Below are 17,286 nucleotides of genomic sequence, written 5' to 3'. Positions count from 1 at the left end.
GGGGTTTCCTGTCGGTCTTGGCCTGACGTGGTCGGGTTCTGCGCCGTAGCCTGGGGTGAGGACTTCAGGATGTGGAGGCGGGCCGATGGGCGGCGGGGCGGCGGAGTCGGTGGGTGTGCGGGTGGCGCGGTGCCGGAAGCGGCGGGGGTTGACGCAGCAGGGGTTGGCGCAGCGGACGGCGTATTCGCGGTCTCATATCGCGCAGGTGGAGAAGGGCCACAAGGTCGCGACGCCGGCGTTCGTGGCGGCGGTTGCCTCTGCTTTGGGTGTGAGTTCGGCGGAGGTGTTCGGTCAGCCGTATGTGGGGGAGTCGCGTCGGGATGACGCGGTGCACGCTCCTATCGCTGACATTCGGCGGGCGTTGGTCTTCGTGGAGGTGGCTCCCGAGCTTGACGGGCCGCCGAGGTCGGTGGAGGTGCTGACGGCGGAGCTTGCGGACGTGCGGCGGTTGCAGGCGGCTTCGCGGCATACGCAGGTGGGGGTGCGGCTTCCGGCGTTGTTGGAGGAGTTGACGTGGCACGCGCACGCTTCGGAGGATCCGGCGGTGTGGGCGTTGTTGTTCCGGGCGCAGGAGGCCGGGGCGGATCTGTGCCGGAAGCTGGGGTATCACGATCTGGCGAACGGATGTCTGGATGCGGCTCGGGAGTCGGCGGGGCGTTCGGATGATCCTCATTTGCCGGTTCTGGTGACGTTGCGTAGGTCGTTGTTGTTGGCGGCGGTGGCGCAGTGGCGTCCTGCGTTGACGCTGCTGAATCGCGCTGCCGGGGCGGTGGATCGGGAGCGGGAGGACGCGGGTGAGGTGCTGGGGACGGCGCATTTGCGGAGTGCGGTGATCGCTGCTCGGGGTGGGGACGCGGGCGCGGCGTGGGACCACTACGGTCAGGCGTCCGAGATCCGGACGGAGATGGGCGGCCAGCCGGGTGACGTGCATGGGGTCACGACCGGGTTCACGCCGTCCAACGTCGCGATTCATGGTGCGGCGGTCGCGGTTGAGTTGGGCGATCTGGATGAGGCGTCGCGGTGGGATCGGGAGATCGGCGAGCGGGTGCTGAAGGGCCTGGTTCCGGAGCGGCGGGCGCATCATGAGATCGACATGGCGCGGATGCACGTGGAGACCGGGGATTACGAGCGGGCGACGGCTCGGGTGCTCGGCGCGGAGCGGACGGCCCCGCAGATGACGCGGTTCCATCCATCGGCACGCGCTGTGGTCGGGCATCTGGTCGATGTGCGGCGCACGCTGCCGGAGCCGTTGCGGGGCTTGCAGACCAGGATGGGTGTGTAGCCCGCCGATCGTGGATGTTCCAGGCTGGAACAGTACAGGCTGTCACGGGCTGGACCGTTGTCGTCATGGAGACGGAGAATACGGAACAGACGGAACAGCGGGCTCGGGCGCTCAGCGCGCTCGGTGAGGCGCTGGACAGCGAGGGTTTTACCACGCGGGTGGTGCGCGCGGCGGGCGCGGCCCCGTTCCTGCGGGTGACGAGCGGGCACGCGGAAACCCTGTCGGAGAACGTGACCTGTACGTGCGACGCCGCCGGGCCCATGATGTATGCGTATTCGTGGGGTGATGTGATCGGCCCGGTGAGCGAGATCCCGGCCGCTGTCGCACGTCTGGCGCATGTCTTGGCTCCGCTGGATGCTCCCGAGGCGGCTGAAGTGCGCGTGGCGCCGGTCGAAGTCATCGACGTTTCGGACCCGGCGCAGGCCCGTCGCGCGGCACTGGAGGCATTGGCCGCCCTGCTGGCCGAGCAGCAGTACGTCGTGCGGGTAGGCGAGTTCCACCTGGTCGCCGCCGATCGGGTGGGCGAAGGTGCCCGACTGGTGGAGGTGTGGTGCCAGGCTCGCCCGGATCGGGGCAGCCGTCTCTGCTTCACCTGGGCGGGCGGCGCTCTGGTGTGTGCGGCGGACCGGCCGACCGACGCACTGGTGGCGGTGAAGACGGCGCTTCTGCCGAGACCGCGGTGACCGCGCCCGGGCCTACGGGTCGTGTTCCGGACGGGGTGGATGCGCGGCTGGTGCTGGCCCGGTTGCGGGCTGAGTTCGCCTCGGTGGGCTTCGTGGCCGATCCGCCCGCTGGTCGTTGGTTCGCGGTCGGGCCGCATGGCTTGTTCTTGTCCGCGACGTCCCCGGTCGAGCTGCGGGCCAAGGTGCTGGCAGTGATGACCCGCCGCCGGACGGGCTGATCTCGCGGGGGTTCAAGGGTTGCGTTCGCCTGATCGGCCCGGACGGTCCTCGGCGTAGAAGTACTACGCCTTGGAGGGCAGAGTCATGAAGAACATTCCCGTGGACACTACGAGCCTGACGTTCGTGTGCGTCGCGCAGCCGCGACCGAAGCTGGCCGACAGGGACACCGGTGAGGTGAAGGTCGACAAGGACGGCCGGACGGTCTTCCAGGTCGGCCTGTCGGCCGTGGACGCCCTGGGCAGGGTCGATCTGCTGAACGTGTCGGTGTCCGATGATCCTGGCCTGAGGCTCGGGCAGATCGTCACGGTCGCTGGCCTGGTGGGCAGCCCCTGGCAGCGGGAGGACCGGGGCCGTCACTACGCGGGCGTGGCCTATAAGGCCGACCGGATCGTGGCTTTCCCGGTGCCCGAGGCGGCCCCGGCCCGCGTCGCCAAGTCGTCCGGTTGAGGGGCGGCCTCATGCCCGGCCTCGGAACCGAGCTCACGATCGGTGTCGTTGTCGTCGGGGCGGGCTTGTGGGCGTGGAGGCGGTGGCATCCGGTGTCGTTCTGGCTGCTCATCGCCTTCCCGGGCTCCCTGCCCGGCCTGTATGCCTCATGGCGGCGGGTCTCGGGCGGCTGCGGCCTGACCCTCCGTCCGAGGCCGCCCGCCAAGGGCCTGCCCGACCTGGTGCCCGGCCTCGGCCTGGCCCGGCCCACGACTGCGGGCTGGCGACTCCCGGTACGGCTGCTGGAAGGCCAGGTCCCGGCGGACTACGTGGAGGCGGCCGAGAAGCTCGCCCACGCCTGGCGGGTCCACGCGGTCCGGGTGATCGAGTCCGGCCCCGGCCGGGTGGTGCTGTCGGCTTACCGTCGTGATCCTCTCGACGCGGTCAACGTGCGCTCGACCGGCGGAGAGTTGCTGACGGTCGGGGTAGGCGTGCTGGATGACGGCCGCTCGTGGGTGATCGATTTCAGGGTGGTGCCGCATTGGCTGATCGCGGGTGCGACGTTGTCGGGGAAGTCGAACCTGGTGCATGCGATCGTGGCCGGCCTGGCGGGGCAGCCGGTGGTGCTGCTGGGCATCGACTTGAAGGGAGGTGTCGAACTCGGGCCGATCGAGGCCCGGTTGTCGGCGCTGGCGACCGACCGCACCGAAACGGTGCTGCTGCTGGATGAGGTGCTGGCGGAGCTGGCCGCGCGGAGAGCGCTGTGCCGCACGCACGGCGCCCGCGAGATCTGGACGCTGCCCGAATCAGTCCGGCCACTGCCGGTAGTGATCATCGTGGATGAGGTCGCTGAGCTGTTCCTGGCCGTCGACCGGGCAGAGAAGGACCGGGTGGCGCGGGCGGGAACGGTGTTGCAGCGGATCGCCTCGACCGGGCGGGCGTTCGGGATCTATCTGGTGGTGTGCGGGCAGCGGATCGGCTCCGATCTCGGTCCCGGCGTGACCGCGTTGCGCGCCCAGCTCACTGGTCGGGTGTGTCACCGGGTGAACGACCCGGAGACCGCGACCATGGCTTTGGGCGATGTGAGTAAACCGGCCGTGGTGGAAGCGCGGGCGATCCCTGCGGTCGCTCCTGGCGTGTGTGTCGCGCTCCTGCCCGAGGGTGGGTGGCGGCGTGCCAGGTCCACCGAGGTCCCGGACGCCACCGTGACCGCGACGGCCAAGAGGTACGCGGCGCTGGCCCCGCCCTGGCCGCTCGACACCTCCGGCCAGGACGTTCCTGGAGACGACGGTCAGGCAGCGTAACCGCAGGTCATCGTCTTGTGGTCGGTGTCCACAGGTTGACGATCGGCGGTGTGGACGCAGGGGTTGCCGCGAAGAGGTTCGCCCGCACGGTCCCTGGCATGAACCAGACACTTACACCACCGGGACCAGGCGGGTTGATCGCCTCCCTGATCAGCCCGGCCGTCGCCCAGCAGATCACCGAACGGACATCCCGGCCCGACTACGGCCGGTGGGCAGCCCGCACTAAGGCCCTGGGCGGTTGCGCCCAGCCGGTCCACCTGACCGGCCGCGCCGATCACGTCCACGCCACGACGGGGGAGGTCGTCGGGTCGTTCTCCTCGGAGGGCGAGCCGGACGGGCTGTTGCGGGTGGCGTGCAAGACCCGCCGCGCCTCCCGCTGCCCGGCCTGCGCGGAGATCTACCGGGCCGACACCTACCAGATGATCCGCGCCGGCCTCGTCGGCGGCAAGGGCGTACCCGCCACGGTCACCGCTCATCCGGCGGCGTTCGTCACGCTGACCGCACCGTCGTTCGGCCCGGTCCACACCCACCGCGCCGGTCGGGCAGGAGCATGTCATCCCCGGCGCGGAGCCCAGCCCTGCCCGCACGGCCGCATCCCCTCATGCACCACCCGCCACCAGCCGGGGGACGACCGTCTGGGGACACCGCTGTGCCCGGACTGCTACGACTACACCGGGCAGGTCCTGTTCAACGCCCTGGCGCCCGAGCTGTGGCGAAGGTTCGCCCTCGCGCTGCGACGCCGTCTCGCCGACATCGCCGGTGTCCCGGTCAGCGTGCTGCGGGACGTGGTGACGGTGTCGTTCGCGAAGGTCGCCGAATTCCAGAAGCGAGGCGTCGTCCACCTGCACGCTGTGATCCGCCTGGACGGCCCCGATGGCCCCACCGACACGCCGCCTTCGTGGGCGACACCGGCGGCGCTGGAAGCCGCGGTGAGGTCCGCCGTACCAGCCGTCACCGTCTCCTCTCCGGCCTCACCGGAGATGCCTTCGCGGGTGTTCGGGTGGGGCTGTCAGGTCGACGTCCGGCTGATCGAGTCCGGCGGGAAGCTGACCGATCAGGCGGTCGCCGGGTATGTGGCGAAGTACGCGACGAAGGCCGCTGAGTCGGTCGGCACCCTGGACCGGCGGCTCCGTGAAAGCGACCTGCCGATCCTCGATCACCTGGTGCTGTCCGACCACGCCCGCTCGCTGATCGTCGAATGCGTCCGGCTGGGCAGCTTCCCCGAACTGGAGCACCTGCGGCTCCGCGCGTGGGCCCACATGCTCGGGTTCCGGGGGCACTTCTCGACCAAGTCCCGCCGCTACTCCACCACCCTCGGAGCCCTCCGCCAAGCTCGCATCGACCACGTCCGCGCCCAGCACGCCGATGCCGTCGGCCCGGAGCCGGGAGAGATCTTGGTGATCGGGGAGTGGGAGTTCGTCGGCCAGGGCCTCACCGCAGCCGACGCGGTCCTGACAGCCGCGCTCACCGGCAAACCGCTTCCCGACATCGTGGTCAGACCGGTGCGGTTGCGGGACAAGCCGGTCACGGTCGGCGGTGCCCGATGACCAAGACCAGAACTTCCGGGCTGTTGACGGTGCCGGACCTGATGGCCTCGTGGCAAGTGTCGCGGCACAGCGTCTACAAGCTGATCCGCTCCGGGCAGCTTCCCTCGCTGAAGATCGGCCGGTTGCGGCGCATCCCCGCTGAGGCGGCTGCTGAGTGCCTGCGTTCGCTGGGCGGTGACCTCTGATGGCCCGGCAGCGCGCAAACGGTGAGGGCACCGTCTACAAGCGAGCCGACGGCCGATGGGAAGCCGCCGGATACCTGACCACGACGGACGGTAGGTCCCGCCGGGTCCGGGTCTACGGGAACACGCGGAAGGAGGCGATGGACAAACTGATCGGGAAGATCGCCGCGTCCCGCAAGGGCCTGCCGGTCGCCACCGACCCGACCGTCACCGTCGCCGCCTACATCACCGCGTGGCTGACCGGCGTCGCCATGCACAAGCTCCGGCCCACGACGTACGCGACCTACGACCGGTACGTACGGACCTTCATCGTGCCCGGCCTCGGCCACAAGCGGCTCGCAGCGTTGACGCCGAAGGACGTACGAACGTGGCTGCAGGACACCGCCCTGGTGTGCCAGTGCTGCGCACGCGGCTGGGACGCCCGCCGCGACCCGAACGCCCGACACAAGACGTCCCGGCCGCGCTGCTGCTCGATCGGCCAGTGCTGCGAACGCAGGATCAGCCTGGGCACGCAACGGTATCTGCGGTGCATCCTGTCGGCCGCGCTCGCGCACGCCGTCCGCGAGGACGAGCTGCCCCGCAACGTCGCCTCGGCCGTGCGGCTCGGCGAGAAGACCCCGGACTTCCAGCCGTTCACCGCCGCCGAAGCCCGCGCGTTCCTCAAGGTCGCGAAGAACGCGCGGCTGGGGCCGTTGTTCGAGCTGGCGTTGCGGACCGGGCTATGGCGCGGAGAGATCCTGGCCCTGCGCTGGGCAGACCTCGACCTGACCGCCGGGGAGATGCACGTGCGGCACACCCTGCAACGCGACCCGACCACCCGCGCCTACGTCTTCTTCCCGCCCAAGACCGCCTCCTCACAGCGGCGGATCATCCTGCCGAAGTCGTGCGTCATCTCGCTGACCTGCCACCGGGCCCGGCAGGACGGCGAGCGACGGGCTGCAGGGCAGCAGTGGCAGGAGCAAGACCTGGTGTTCTGCAAGCCCGACGGCCGGCCGATCGACGGGTACCAGGTCAACCGGCTGTTCACCGACCTGTGCGCCTTCGCCCACGTCCGCCGCATCCGTTTCCACGACCTACGCCACACCTGCGCGACCTTGCTGCTGGAACAGGGCGTCGACCTCGTCACGATCAAGGAACTCCTCGGCCATGCCCAGATCCACATCACCGCCAACGTCTACGCCCACGTCCGGCCCCGCCTCCAACGCTCCGCCATCGAAGCCATGAACACCGCCCTCAACGACCCCGACGACGACACCACCGCGTAGCACCAGCCCTCCGAAGCCCCGTCGGTGCCCTCCAGCCCCGGCGGGGCTTCGCGCTTCCCGAGACGGCCCCGCCGTAGGATCGCCGAGAAGACGAATGTCTGCCTGTGTTGCCGTCACCACTGCCGTCAAAACAAGTGACGAAACATAACGCAGCGAACAAAGAGCAGGTAGAGGCGATGGCCAGCGGCCCATAAACCCCTGAATTCCGGTGACACCGGCACACCTACTATGTACTCGCAGGCAGCGTGCCGGTGCTGGTGCACAACCAGCCGCGCTGCGAGTTCTTCCTGGACACCCCGGACCCGTCAGAAATTGATCTTGGTTCGCTGGTTAAGATCAAAGAAAAGCAATTGGAGAAGGCTCTTAAGAGCTTGGGTGAGGATCCGTATGGGTTTAAAGCGGACTGGGTTGGCAAACCTAACGTTTCGAGGTTCGACGCCATGCGTGATGCTGACAATAGGGTTGTTCTCGTTAGCAAGGACGGCAAGATCATCGTTCCGACCAACTATAAATACATCCCATGACGGCCTTCCGTGTATATCTCAGGGTTGTCAGCGGGTCTATGCGACCTGAGGAGATCACGAGATCTCTCGGTGTGGAGCCGGACGAAGAGGCTGCGCTGGGTACCCTCAGGCGTCCTGGTGGGGCTCCTCGCGGTCATACCACCTGGATCCGTAAGGCAGGTGCGGCGAGGCCAGAGGAGTGCGAGTCGAGGATCCTGGCTTGGGGTGAACATTTCGCGCAATCCTTGCGCCGGCTCGTCGGGGAGACTGACGCTACCGTGACACTTGAAATAGTCCAAGAGATAAGGGACTTGGAGGATTCGCGGCAGAAGGGGATTTTTCTTAGCTCTGCGCTTATTGAATGGCTTGGTATCGCTCGAGCCTCCATCGATATTGACCAATACATCTACCATGATTGTCCCGAATATGATTGACTTCATAGGATCAATATTGATGGTGTCATCGTTCTCCTTATTGCGGCTATGGGGTCCGAAAACGTGAGCGGGATCGCTCGGCGGGCGGGTCTGCCCGTCTGTGTCGCCGTCAACGTTGACCTCACGGAGAGACGGCATTTGGAGGATTCCTCTAAACGTCGTCTGCGTGTTCCAAAGCGTGAGGCGGAGCCGGGTCGGCCCCGGAGGGGCCGAAGCCCGGCGGGGGCCGCGCGGTGTCGGCGGCCCGCGGAGCGGGTCGCCCTTGAAGACGTACAGAAAGTCCTCATCGTGGGAGTGGGTTTCCTGTCGGTCTTGGCCTGACGGGGTTGGGTTTTGCGCCGTAGCTTGGGGTGAGGGCTCTTCAGGATGCGGAGGCGGGCCGATGGGCGGTGGGGCGGCGGCGGAGTCGGTGGGTGTGCGGGTGGCGCGGTGTCGGAAGCGGCGGGGGTTGACGCAGCAGGGGTTGGCGCAGCGGACGGCGTATTCGCGGTCTCATATCGCGCAGGTGGAGAAGGGGCATAAGGTCGCGACGCCGGCGTTCGTGGCTGCTGTGGCGGCGGCGCTGCGGGTGGATCCGGCGGAGGTGTATGGGCAGCCGTTTCATCTGGCGGGGCGGGAGGATCGGGTGCACGCGGCGATCCCCGAACTGCGCCGGGTGCTGGCCTACGTGGAGGTGGGCCCCGAGCTGGAGGGCCCGCCGCGCGCCCTGACTGCGCTGGAAGCCGAGGTGGCGGCGTTGCGGAAGCTGCTGCTGCAGGCCAGGCTCTCGCAACTGGGCGGGCGGCTTCCCGCGTTGCTGGAGGAACTCACGTTCTGGGCGTATGAGTCCGACGAGCCGCAGGTGTGGGCAGTGATGAACCGGGCGCACGCGCTGGCGGTGAGCGTGACGCGGCGGCTGGGGTATGGCGGGGATTCGCTGGCGTGGATGGCTCGGGCGTCGGAGTCGGCGCGCCGGTCCCAGAACCCGCATCTGTCGATCATGGCTGCTGCTCCGCACGCGCTGCTGTTGATGGGGATGAGCCAGTACAAGCCGGCGTTGACTCTGCTGGACCAGGCGGCAGGGGGCGTGCACGACGATCTGCCGGATGCGGGGGAGGTAGCGGGGTACCTGGCGTTGCGGTCGGCGATCGTGGCCGGTCGCGCTGGGCGGGCATCTCAGGCGTGGTCCTATTTCGGGACGGCGGGGGAGATCGTGGCGTCAGGCCGAGTCGGGAAGTCGGTGCACAGCGTGCAGTTCACGTCGGCGAATGTTGCGATTCATGGTGCGGCGGTCGCGGTGGAGTTGGGGGATCTGGATGAGGCTTCGCGGCGGGATCGGGAGATCGGGGAGGAGGTTCTGAAGGGGCTGGTGGCGGAGCGGCGGGCCCATCATGAGATCGATATGGCGCGGATGCATGTGGAGACCGGGGACTACGAGCGGGCGACGGCCAGGGTGCTGGGGGCGGAGCGGACGGCACCGCAGATGACCAGGTTCCATCCCTCGGCGCGGGCCGTGGTCGGGCATTTGGTGGACGTGCGGCGTACGCTGCCGGAGCCGTTGCGGGGGTTGCAGACCCGGATGGGCGTGTAGTCGCTGGTGGGGGCTGTTCCACGTTGGAACAGTGGGGGCCGTCACGGGTTCGACCGTTGTGGTCATGGAAACGGTGAACACAGAACAGCGGCGGGTACAGGCTGAGGCGCTCCGGACGCTCGGCGAGGCCCTGGGCCGCGACGGGTTCGACGTCCGCGTGGTGAACCCGGCGGGCGCGGGCCCGTTCCTGCGGGTGACGAGCGGGCAGGCGGCGGCCCTATCGGAGAACGTGACCTGCACACTCGACGCCGACAGGCGCATGGTGTTCGCGTACTCGTGGGGCGACCCGATCGCCCCGGTCGGTGACGTCCATGCCGCTGTCGCCCGTTTGGCGCGTGTTCTGGCTCCGCTGGATGCTCACCCGTCGGTGATGGTGCGGGCGGCGTCGGGTCAGGCCGTCGCTTACGCCCATGAGGTGGCCGAAGCGCGGCGAGCGGCGTTGGAGGTGTTGGCCGCGTTGCTGGTCGAGCAGCAGTACGTGGTGCAGGTCGGGGAGTTCCATCTGGTCGTCTCGGATCGGGTGGGTGGGGGTGCCCGGCTGGTGGAGGTGTGGTGTCAGGGCCGTCCGGATCGGGGTGCCGGTCTGTACTTCACCTGGGCGGGTGGCGCTGTGGTGTGCGGGGCGGACAGGCCGACGGATGCGCTGGTGGCGGTGGAGACGGTGCTGCTGCCGAGCCCGCGATAACCGTCCCTGGTCCGGACGGGCTGATCTCGCGGGGGCACGGTTGTGTTGGGCTGGTCGGGCCCGGACGTCCTTGAGCCAGAAGGCCTGACTCCCGTGCGTTTTCGGGGGATCGGGGGGAGACATGTCGTGACTTGCTGGAGAATGGGGGGCATGGGTTCTGTGGAACGGCGGGTGACTGGTGCGCGCCTGCCGTGTGGGCCGTGCGGTGCTGCTCTGCTTCAGCTTCAGCAGGTGCGGATGAGTACCCGCAACGGTGGTGTCGGCTGGGTGTATCGGTGTCCGGGGTGCGGGGTCGTCGCGGTGGCCAGTCAGAGCACGAAGTGGGCGCCGGGGATGGCCGAGCCGCTTCCCGTGACCCATCTCGTTTATGGCGGGGTGCCGCGGCCGGGGCAGGTCGTTGACTTCGGGGACACCGTTGTTCTGGATCCGGAGTCCGTCGGCCGCCATGACGTGCCGTCCGATCTGCTGGCCGTCTGCTCGACCAGCACGATCGTGGTCCAGGGTGACGACCGTCCCATCCCGCACATCAGACCGCTGACCGCCGCGAACTGACCGCACGCCAGCCCAGCCAGAGCACGACCACGATCACCGGGATCGCGTAGACGGCGACCCGCTGGTCCCGGTCGAGCCCCATCAGCACGACGATCAGCGCGAGGAACGCCAGCGTGCCGTAGTTCGTGTACGGCGAGCCCGGCATCCGGAACGACGGCCGTTCCAGCTCACCGCGCTCGGCCTTCGCGCGCAGCCTGAGCTGGCACCAGAGCAGGGTCGCCCAGGTGGTGAGGACGCCCAGCGACGCGATCGACGTGGCGATGTCGAACGCCTTCGACGGCACCACGACGTTCAGGACGATCCCGGCGAAGTAGACGAGCCCGGTGAACAGGATGCCGCCCTGCGGCGCGTGGTGCTTGTTCATCGTCCCGACGAACCTGGGGGCCTCGCCGTGGGCGGCCATCGACCGCAGGATCCGGCCCGTCGAGTAGAGGCCCGAGTTGCACGACGACAGGGCGGCCGTCAGCACGACCAGGTTCATGAACCCGCCCGCGCCCGGCACGCCGAGCGCCGCGAACACCGTCACGAACGGGCTCTCACCGGAGTGGTAGGCCGTCCACGGCAGCACCATGACCAGCAGCAGGATCGACCCCACATAGAAGATCGCGATCCGCCAGATCACCTCGTTGATCGCCCTCGGCAGCACCTTGCGGGGGTTCGCGGTCTCGCCCGCGGTGATCCCGACCATCTCGCAGGCCGCGTAGGCGAACACGACGGCCTGCAGGCTCATCAGCACCACCCCGAAGCCCTTGGGGAAGAACCCGCCGTGCTCCCACAGATTGCCGACGCCCGCGTGGTAGGTCGGCCCGACGCCCGCGCCGACCGCGACCAGCGCGATCCCCACCAGCAGGAACAGCACGATCGCGAAGACCTTCAGCATCGCGAACCAGAACTCCATCTCGCCGAAGAGCCGGACCGAGATGAGGTTGATCCCGAGCACGAGGGCGAGCGCGATCAGCGCTGTCAGCCACTGCGGCATCCCCGGCAGCCAGTACTGCACGTACAGGCCCGCCGCGGTGATCTCGGCGATGCCCGTCATCGCCCAGTTCAGCCAGTACATCCATCCGGCGGTGAACGCCGCGCCCGGCGAGACGAACTCCCGCGCGTACTCCACGAAACTCCCGGCCGTCGGCCGGTGCAGCACCAGCTCGCCGAGCGCCCGCATCACGAAGAACACCGCGAACCCGCACACGGCGTACGCGAGGACGAGCCCGGGCCCCGCGGCCTGCAACCGCGCCGCCGACCCGAGGAACAGCCCCACCCCGATCGCGCCACCGAACGCGATCATCTGGATGTGCCGGTTCTTCAGGGACGGCCGGTACTCCCCGTCCCCGCCGTTCATTTCAGTCACGGCAACTGATCCTGCTCGATCCGCCCCCTCTCGCCCGCCGCCCGCTGGTCAAGGTCTCTGCCCTGTCTGCCCGCCCCCCGCAAAATTCGCTTCCGCGGCAAGGCGAAGGCGCCCCGCGTGGCCCGCGGGGCGCCTCAAGGTCCGCGCCGATTGGCGTCGGCGGCACGGCTCGCTCTAACAGGTGGGGATGTCACGCCCCGAGTTGTCCTTGGCCTGGTCGTTGCCCCAGCGGGACAGGTAGTAGGCCGAGACGTACTGGTTCTGCCACGGTGAACCGGTGTCGAGGTCGGTCCTCAGCCACCAGTGGTTGAACGACGATCCGACCTGGACGTTCGGCCCCCAGACGCGGCAGTAGACGTAGTTGGTTCCGGCGTTGAGCGTGCCGGTCCTGGTGCCGCCGGGGCTGCTGTAGCCGGGGGCGTTGGCGAAGGTGTCGACGGTGTACTTGACGGGGCCGCTCCCGCAGTTGGTGCTGGTGCGGGTCAGCGGGTTGTTCGGGTTGAGCACCAGCGGGCCCTCGCCCTGGATGACCGGGTTGACGATGTGGCCGTTCTCGGCGTTCTGGTCGCTGGAGGGGTTGTAGAGCTGTTCGTAGTGCAGGTGCGGGTAGGAGGTGCCGACGCTGCCCATGTAACCCACGACGGCGCCACGCTTCACCCACGTGCCCGGCGGGACGTGGGACGACATGTGCATGTAGGTCGTGAACCAGCCGCCGCCGTGCCGGATCTCGATGCCACCCGGGGAGAACTGCTCGTGGACGTAGCCGTCGGCCGAGGCCAGGATTGGGCTGCCGGTGTACATGCCCTGCCGGTACATGTCGGCTTTCTTGTCGTCCGGGCTGTGCCCGTAATACGTCTTGATCTCGATCACCGATCCGCAGGGGAACGGCAGGTAGAAGTAGGGACGCGGCCCGGCGGCCGAAGGCGTGGCCTGGACGCCCGCCTGGACCAGGGCCGCCAGCATCGCCAGGACGACGGCGAGGATCGTTCGTCTCACGTCGCCTCCTAGCAGTTGGGGATGTCGCGGCCGGAGTTGTCCTTGGCCTGGTCGTTGCCCCAGCGGGACAGGTAGTAGGCCGAGACGTACTGGTTCTGCCACGGGCTGCCGCTGTCGAGGTCGGTCTTCAGCCACCAGTGGTTGAAGGAGGATCCGACTTGGACGTTCGGCCCCCAGACGCGGCAGTAGACGTAGTTGGTTCCGGCGTTGAGGGTGCCGGTCCTGGTGCCGCCGGGGCTGCTGTAGCCGGGGGCGTTGGCGAAGGTGTCGACGGTGTACTTGGCCGGGCCGCTGCCGCCGCAGTTCCGGCTGGTGACGTACACCTGGTAGTAGCTCCAGGCGCGGGGGACCAGCGCGCCGTTGAAGCGGGCCTGGACGACCGAGCCGTTCAGCTTCTGCTCGAAGTGCAGGTGCGGTCCGGTGGTCGCCGAACCGGTGCTGCCGACCACGCCGATCTGCTGCCCGGCGCCGACCCACTGCCCGGCGCTCACCCACCGCGAGTCGAGATGCAGGTAGCGGGTCTGCCAGCCGGCGCCGTGGTCGATGACGACGGTGTTCCCGGCGTCGGAGTAGAAGGTCGAGGTGACGACCGTGCCGGACGCCGAGGCCAGCGCGGGCTTCCCGCGGGTGACGCCGTCGTTGGACACCAGGTCGAGCATGTCGGCGTCGGCGTGCCCGGAGTGCGTGGCGGCCGTCCACACCTGACCGCACGGGACGGGCGCCTGGAACAGCGGATCGGCCGCCGCCTCCGTGCTCCCGAGCCCCACGGCCCCGGCCAGCGCCAGGCCGATCACGAGCCCCGCGGCCCTCCACCGTCCTCTGCTTCCCTGTGTTCTCTCTGTCATCTGGCTCCTTCCATTTCGACAGAGCAGAACCCGCCGGGCCTTTGCGGACAACACTTTCGCCCTGTCCGAATCCGGCCAATCGTCATACGTAACACCGAGCGGGGTTCGGCCAGGGAGGATCGGGCTGTTCCCGGACGTTCCGGGCGGCGACGGTCGGGGCGCCGCCCCCGGGCGCTCAGTCGGCGGACAGAAGCGGGCGCAGCCAGTCCTTGTCCGGGTCGGTGTCGATCAGCAGGGCGCGGACCAGCAGGGTCAGCGGCACGGCGAGGATCGAGCCGAGCGGGCCCAGCACGATGGTCCAGACGGCGAGCGACACCAGCGTGACGGTCACCGAAAGGCCCGCGGAGTCGCCGACGAACTTCGGCTGGATCAGCGACTGGATCACGAAGTTCAGCACCGAGTAGACGACGATCACCCACACCGCCGTCCCGACCCCCGAATCCAGCAGGGCCAGCAGTGCGGGCGGGATCAGCCCCAGGATGAACCCGACGTTCGGGATGTAGTTCGTGATGAACGACAGCAGTCCCCACAGGATCGGCAGCGGCACCCCGAGCAGCGCGAGCGCCCCCACGTCGGCGACCGCGACGATCAGCCCGAACACGGTGCTGACCAGCAGGTACTTGGCGGTCGACTGGGAGTACCCGCGCAGCGCCGCCACGAGCTGGGGCCTGCTGGAGTCCAGCCGCCGCAGCGCCCGGTTCATCCCGACGGCGTCCAGGCTCATCGAGTACAGCAGCAGGACGATCAGGACGATCGCCGACATCGCCCCGAGGAGCCCGTTCAGAAACCCCTCGACATAGGGGACGAGCTTGCCGGGGCTGAACCCCGACATGGCCGCCGTCACCTCTTTCCGGCCGATCCCGTGGGCGCTGAAGTAGCTCGTCACCTGGTGGGTGAGGTCGGTGAACTGCTGCTGGTACTGGGGCAGGACGGTCGCGAGCCGCGCCACCGAGTAGCCGAGCGACACCGCGAACAGGGCCAGGACCAGCAGGACGACCAGCAGCGGCACCGTCGCCGTCACCCAGCCCTTCGCGCCCCGCGCGATCAGCCGGTTCCGCAGCGGGGACACCGCGACGGTCAGCACCAGCGCCAGGAAGAACGGTCCGGCCAGCGAGGAGACGGCCTTGATCCCGGCCAGGCAGATCACGGCTCCCGCCCCGCCGATCAGCAGCAGCAAGCCGTCCGAAATCCGCGCCCGCATCGGCCCCCCTGTAGCCCGTCCCGTCAAGATCTTCTCGGCGGATCTACCCGTGTCCTCGCAGGTCACGCCTGCCGCTCGGGCAACTTCTGTTTGCGGGGCGTCCTGCGGGGCAGGTCGAACGAATGAGGCTCTCCGCTCGCCGGATCGTGGTCATGGGGGTGACCGGGTGCGGCAAGACCACGGTCGGGATGGCGCTCGCCGACCGTCTGGCGCTGCCGTTCTCCGACGGCGATCAGTCGCATTCGCCGGAGAATCTGGCGAAGATGTCCGCGGGCATCGCGCTGGAGGACGTCGACAGGCTGCCCTGGCTGGAGGCCGTCGGCGCCTGGCTGGCCGACCACCCGGACGGCGGTGTCATCGGCTGCTCGGCGCTCCGCCGCGCCTACCGCGACCTGCTGCGCGCCGCCGCCCCGGACGCCTGGTTCCTCCATCTCGCGGGCGCACCCGAAGTGATCCGTGCGCGGGTCGAGGCCCGCAAGGGCCACTTCATGTCCCCGACCCTGGTCGAATCCCAGTTCGCCCTCCTCCAGCCCCTGGCGGCCGACGAGGCGGGCCTGACCGTCGATCTGGCCCTGCCCGTCGAGGAGATCGTCGACCTGGCGGTCGCCGCCCTCACCGCCCCCTGACGCCCGCCACCCCGGCTCAGGGGACCGGCAGCAGGGTGAGGGAGACGGACCGCGTGCCGGGGTTCGCCTTCAGGGTGAGGACCGCGGCGTTCGGCCGGGAGGTGATCGTCGCGCCGGTGACCTTCGCGGTGTAGCCCTTCGGGTAGTGCAGGGGCGAGGCCCAGACTTCGGTGAGCGCGGAGCCCTGCGGCCGGTAGGAGAAGGTGAAGGCCCTGGTGGCGGCGTCGAACTTGTAGGCGGTGGGGGTTCCGGCGATGGCGCGTGGGTACGGTTCGTCGAGGATCCGGAGTTTGGCCGCGTCGACGTTCGCGCCCGAACGCGGCTTGGTCAGATCGAACAGGAGCCCTTCGACGGTGCCGCCGTCCGTCGGGTCCTTGCAGCGGCAGTAAGTCCACTCGGCCCACGGGATCCGGTAGGAGTCGGCGAGGCCCACGACGTAGGCGATCTCACGGGGGTTGGGGGACGCGCCGAACTCGGTGAGCATCAGCGCGTCGCCGGTCCGGTCGGCCTGGGCGACGGCCTGATCCATGACGATCTTCTGCACGCCGTCGCAGACCGGGTAGAACCAGTCCGGCAGGGTCTTGCCCGACAGGTCGGGGCAGTAGGCGTGGAAGGAGTAGCCCGAGCGGGCGTCACCGGGCTTGCCGAGATGGGTGGGCCCGCCGAACGGGGCGAGCAGGGTCGGCTCGTACCAGGTCAGATGCTCCCGGTCGACCTTCCGGATCCCCTTGATGATCTTCGTGTAGAACGGCGCGAGTTTCGTGGACTCGAACTTCTCGCAGCCGAACGGTGGCAGGCAGCTCGGCCACGCGGTGCCCGGCCACGGCTCGTTCCACAGGTCGTAGCCCAGGACGGCCGGGTTCCCCCTGAACCGCTTCGCCACATGGACCCACGCCTCGGTGTACCACTCCTGCAGGCCCTTGCCCTTGACCTTCGCGTTGTTCCAGAAGTTGTCGTTGGCCCGCTGGAGCGCCGGGTTGAACATCAGGTTCTTGAAGGAGTCGGTGTTGAGGAAGTCGACCGGGATGCCGTCGGTGACGATCATCCAGTCGGGCAGCCCGAACCCCTTGAATTTCGAGCTCAGCAGGTCCTGGTGGAAGTCGAGCAGGGTGTGGATCCCGTACTTGCCGAGCACGTTGACGGTCCGCTCGATGCTCGCCAGATACCGGTCGTCGAACTTGCCGGGAGCGGGTTCGAGCCCGGCCGGCACGATCCCGATCCGCATCACGTTGAAGCCGTGGTCGGCGAGGAACTTGGCGTCCTTCTCCCCGAACCCCAGCTCCTCCGGGCTGTACGGCGCGGCCTTGGCGACCATGTTGAAGCCGTGCTGGATCACCACACGTCCCTGCGCGTCGGTGATCCAGCGTCCCCGGTGATCGAGGACCGCCTCCTGCACGGCGCGCGCCTTCACCGGCGCCGGCTCGGACGCCAGGGCCTGGACGGGCTGGGCCCCCGCCACGGCTGCCATCAGCAGCGCCAGTCCGGCCAGTCGTGTCCGCATCGGTTCCTCGCTTCCGCTCCGGGGCCCGAAAAGCTAGTGACCGGACTGAGCACCCCGATAGCCCCCGCTGTGCGCAATCAGCGAGTTTTCTTGTGGCGACCCTGTACAGAACGG

The 17,286-nt window shown here is 68.8% G+C and carries 19 protein-coding genes; 14 read left to right on the top strand and 5 right to left on the bottom strand.

The window, feature by feature from the left end; all coding sequences use genetic code 11:
• The first annotated feature begins 85 nt into the window (after positions 1 to 85).
• The 13 genes from ACYVE7_RS06980 (at position 86) to ACYVE7_RS06920 (ending at position 10,652) form a co-directional block, all read left to right on the top strand.
• Positions 86 to 1,282, top strand: coding sequence for a helix-turn-helix domain-containing protein (locus ACYVE7_RS06980; RefSeq protein WP_460363728.1), 1,197 nt, complete (start codon positions 86 to 88; stop codon positions 1,280 to 1,282).
• A gap of 65 nt (positions 1,283 to 1,347) precedes the next feature.
• Complete coding sequence (locus tag ACYVE7_RS06975) at positions 1,348 to 1,965, top strand: hypothetical protein (protein ID WP_460363727.1); 618 nt, start codon at positions 1,348 to 1,350, stop codon at positions 1,963 to 1,965.
• A gap of 35 nt (positions 1,966 to 2,000) precedes the next feature.
• A complete protein-coding gene (locus ACYVE7_RS06970) occupies positions 2,001 to 2,183 on the top strand; it encodes a hypothetical protein (RefSeq protein WP_460363726.1) in 183 nt (60 codons plus the stop codon).
• 85 nt (positions 2,184 to 2,268) lie between these two features.
• A complete protein-coding gene (locus ACYVE7_RS06965; protein WP_460363725.1) occupies positions 2,269 to 2,631 on the top strand; it encodes an SCO3933 family regulatory protein in 363 nt (120 codons plus the stop codon).
• Positions 2,632 to 2,642: 11 nt separating this feature from the next.
• Complete coding sequence (locus ACYVE7_RS06960) at positions 2,643 to 3,914, top strand: FtsK/SpoIIIE domain-containing protein (RefSeq protein ID WP_460363724.1); 1,272 nt, start codon at positions 2,643 to 2,645, stop codon at positions 3,912 to 3,914.
• Between the two features lie 98 nt (positions 3,915 to 4,012).
• Positions 4,013 to 5,461 (top strand): replication initiator, encoded by a 1,449-nt coding sequence (locus tag ACYVE7_RS06955; protein ID WP_460363723.1) that lies wholly within the window; start codon positions 4,013 to 4,015, stop codon positions 5,459 to 5,461.
• Positions 5,458 to 5,646 carry a helix-turn-helix domain-containing protein gene (locus ACYVE7_RS06950; protein WP_460363722.1) on the top strand — a complete coding sequence of 63 codons (189 nt, stop codon included), beginning with the start codon at positions 5,458 to 5,460 and terminating at the stop codon, positions 5,644 to 5,646. The genes ACYVE7_RS06955 and ACYVE7_RS06950 overlap by 4 nt, the downstream gene beginning before the upstream one ends.
• Positions 5,646 to 6,908 carry a tyrosine-type recombinase/integrase gene (locus ACYVE7_RS06945; protein WP_460363721.1) on the top strand — a complete coding sequence of 421 codons (1,263 nt, stop codon included), beginning with the start codon at positions 5,646 to 5,648 and terminating at the stop codon, positions 6,906 to 6,908. The genes ACYVE7_RS06950 and ACYVE7_RS06945 overlap by 1 nt, the downstream gene beginning before the upstream one ends.
• A gap of 245 nt (positions 6,909 to 7,153) precedes the next feature.
• Positions 7,154 to 7,432, top strand: a complete 279-nt coding sequence (locus ACYVE7_RS06940; RefSeq protein ID WP_460363720.1) for a hypothetical protein — start codon at positions 7,154 to 7,156, stop codon at positions 7,430 to 7,432.
• On the top strand, positions 7,429 to 7,845 hold the full coding sequence (locus tag ACYVE7_RS06935; protein WP_460363719.1) for a DUF4279 domain-containing protein: 417 nt from the start codon (positions 7,429 to 7,431) through the stop codon (positions 7,843 to 7,845). Before ACYVE7_RS06940 ends, ACYVE7_RS06935 begins: the two co-directional genes overlap by 4 nt.
• Before the next feature lie 382 nt (positions 7,846 to 8,227).
• On the top strand, positions 8,228 to 9,415 hold the full coding sequence (locus ACYVE7_RS06930; RefSeq protein ID WP_460363718.1) for a helix-turn-helix domain-containing protein: 1,188 nt from the start codon (positions 8,228 to 8,230) through the stop codon (positions 9,413 to 9,415).
• 64 nt (positions 9,416 to 9,479) lie between these two features.
• Positions 9,480 to 10,100 carry a hypothetical protein gene (locus tag ACYVE7_RS06925; protein ID WP_460363717.1) on the top strand — a complete coding sequence of 207 codons (621 nt, stop codon included), beginning with the start codon at positions 9,480 to 9,482 and terminating at the stop codon, positions 10,098 to 10,100.
• Positions 10,101 to 10,433: 333 nt separating this feature from the next.
• Positions 10,434 to 10,652 (top strand): hypothetical protein, encoded by a 219-nt coding sequence (locus ACYVE7_RS06920; RefSeq protein WP_460363716.1) that lies wholly within the window; start codon positions 10,434 to 10,436, stop codon positions 10,650 to 10,652.
• On the opposite strand, the gene ACYVE7_RS06915 is transcribed toward ACYVE7_RS06920, so the two are convergent.
• The 4 genes from ACYVE7_RS06915 to ACYVE7_RS06900 all read right to left on the bottom strand — a co-directional run bounded on the left by ACYVE7_RS06915 (position 10,627) and on the right by ACYVE7_RS06900 (position 15,045).
• Positions 10,627 to 11,994, bottom strand: coding sequence for an amino acid permease (locus tag ACYVE7_RS06915; RefSeq protein ID WP_460363729.1), 1,368 nt, complete (start codon positions 11,992 to 11,994; stop codon positions 10,627 to 10,629). The two genes, ACYVE7_RS06920 and ACYVE7_RS06915, sit on opposite strands and share 26 nt — an antisense overlap.
• 183 nt (positions 11,995 to 12,177) lie before the next feature.
• Complete coding sequence (locus tag ACYVE7_RS06910) at positions 12,178 to 12,999, bottom strand: M23 family metallopeptidase (RefSeq protein WP_460363715.1); 822 nt, start codon at positions 12,997 to 12,999, stop codon at positions 12,178 to 12,180.
• Between the two features lie 8 nt (positions 13,000 to 13,007).
• The gene (locus tag ACYVE7_RS06905) at positions 13,008 to 13,844 is read right to left on the bottom strand and encodes a M23 family metallopeptidase (RefSeq protein ID WP_460363714.1); all 837 of its coding nucleotides are present in this window, start codon (positions 13,842 to 13,844) and stop codon (positions 13,008 to 13,010) included.
• Positions 13,845 to 14,019: 175 nt separating this feature from the next.
• A complete protein-coding gene (locus tag ACYVE7_RS06900; RefSeq protein ID WP_460363713.1) occupies positions 14,020 to 15,045 on the bottom strand; it encodes an AI-2E family transporter in 1,026 nt (341 codons plus the stop codon).
• A gap of 122 nt (positions 15,046 to 15,167) precedes the next feature.
• On the opposite strand from ACYVE7_RS06900, the gene ACYVE7_RS06895 reads away from it, so the two are divergent.
• Positions 15,168 to 15,671 carry a gluconokinase gene (locus ACYVE7_RS06895; RefSeq protein ID WP_460363712.1) on the top strand — a complete coding sequence of 168 codons (504 nt, stop codon included), beginning with the start codon at positions 15,168 to 15,170 and terminating at the stop codon, positions 15,669 to 15,671.
• Between the two features lie 16 nt (positions 15,672 to 15,687).
• Here the strand turns inward: ACYVE7_RS06895 and ACYVE7_RS06890 are convergent, their stop codons facing one another.
• Complete coding sequence (locus tag ACYVE7_RS06890) at positions 15,688 to 17,172, bottom strand: cellulase family glycosylhydrolase (protein WP_460363711.1); 1,485 nt, start codon at positions 17,170 to 17,172, stop codon at positions 15,688 to 15,690.
• Between the last annotated feature and the right edge of the window lie 114 nt (positions 17,173 to 17,286).

It is taken from the genome of Actinocorallia lasiicapitis (assembly GCF_054778695.1).
Note: the sequence above shows the minus strand (reverse complement) of the source record. Positions and strands in the feature narration are given on the sequence as shown.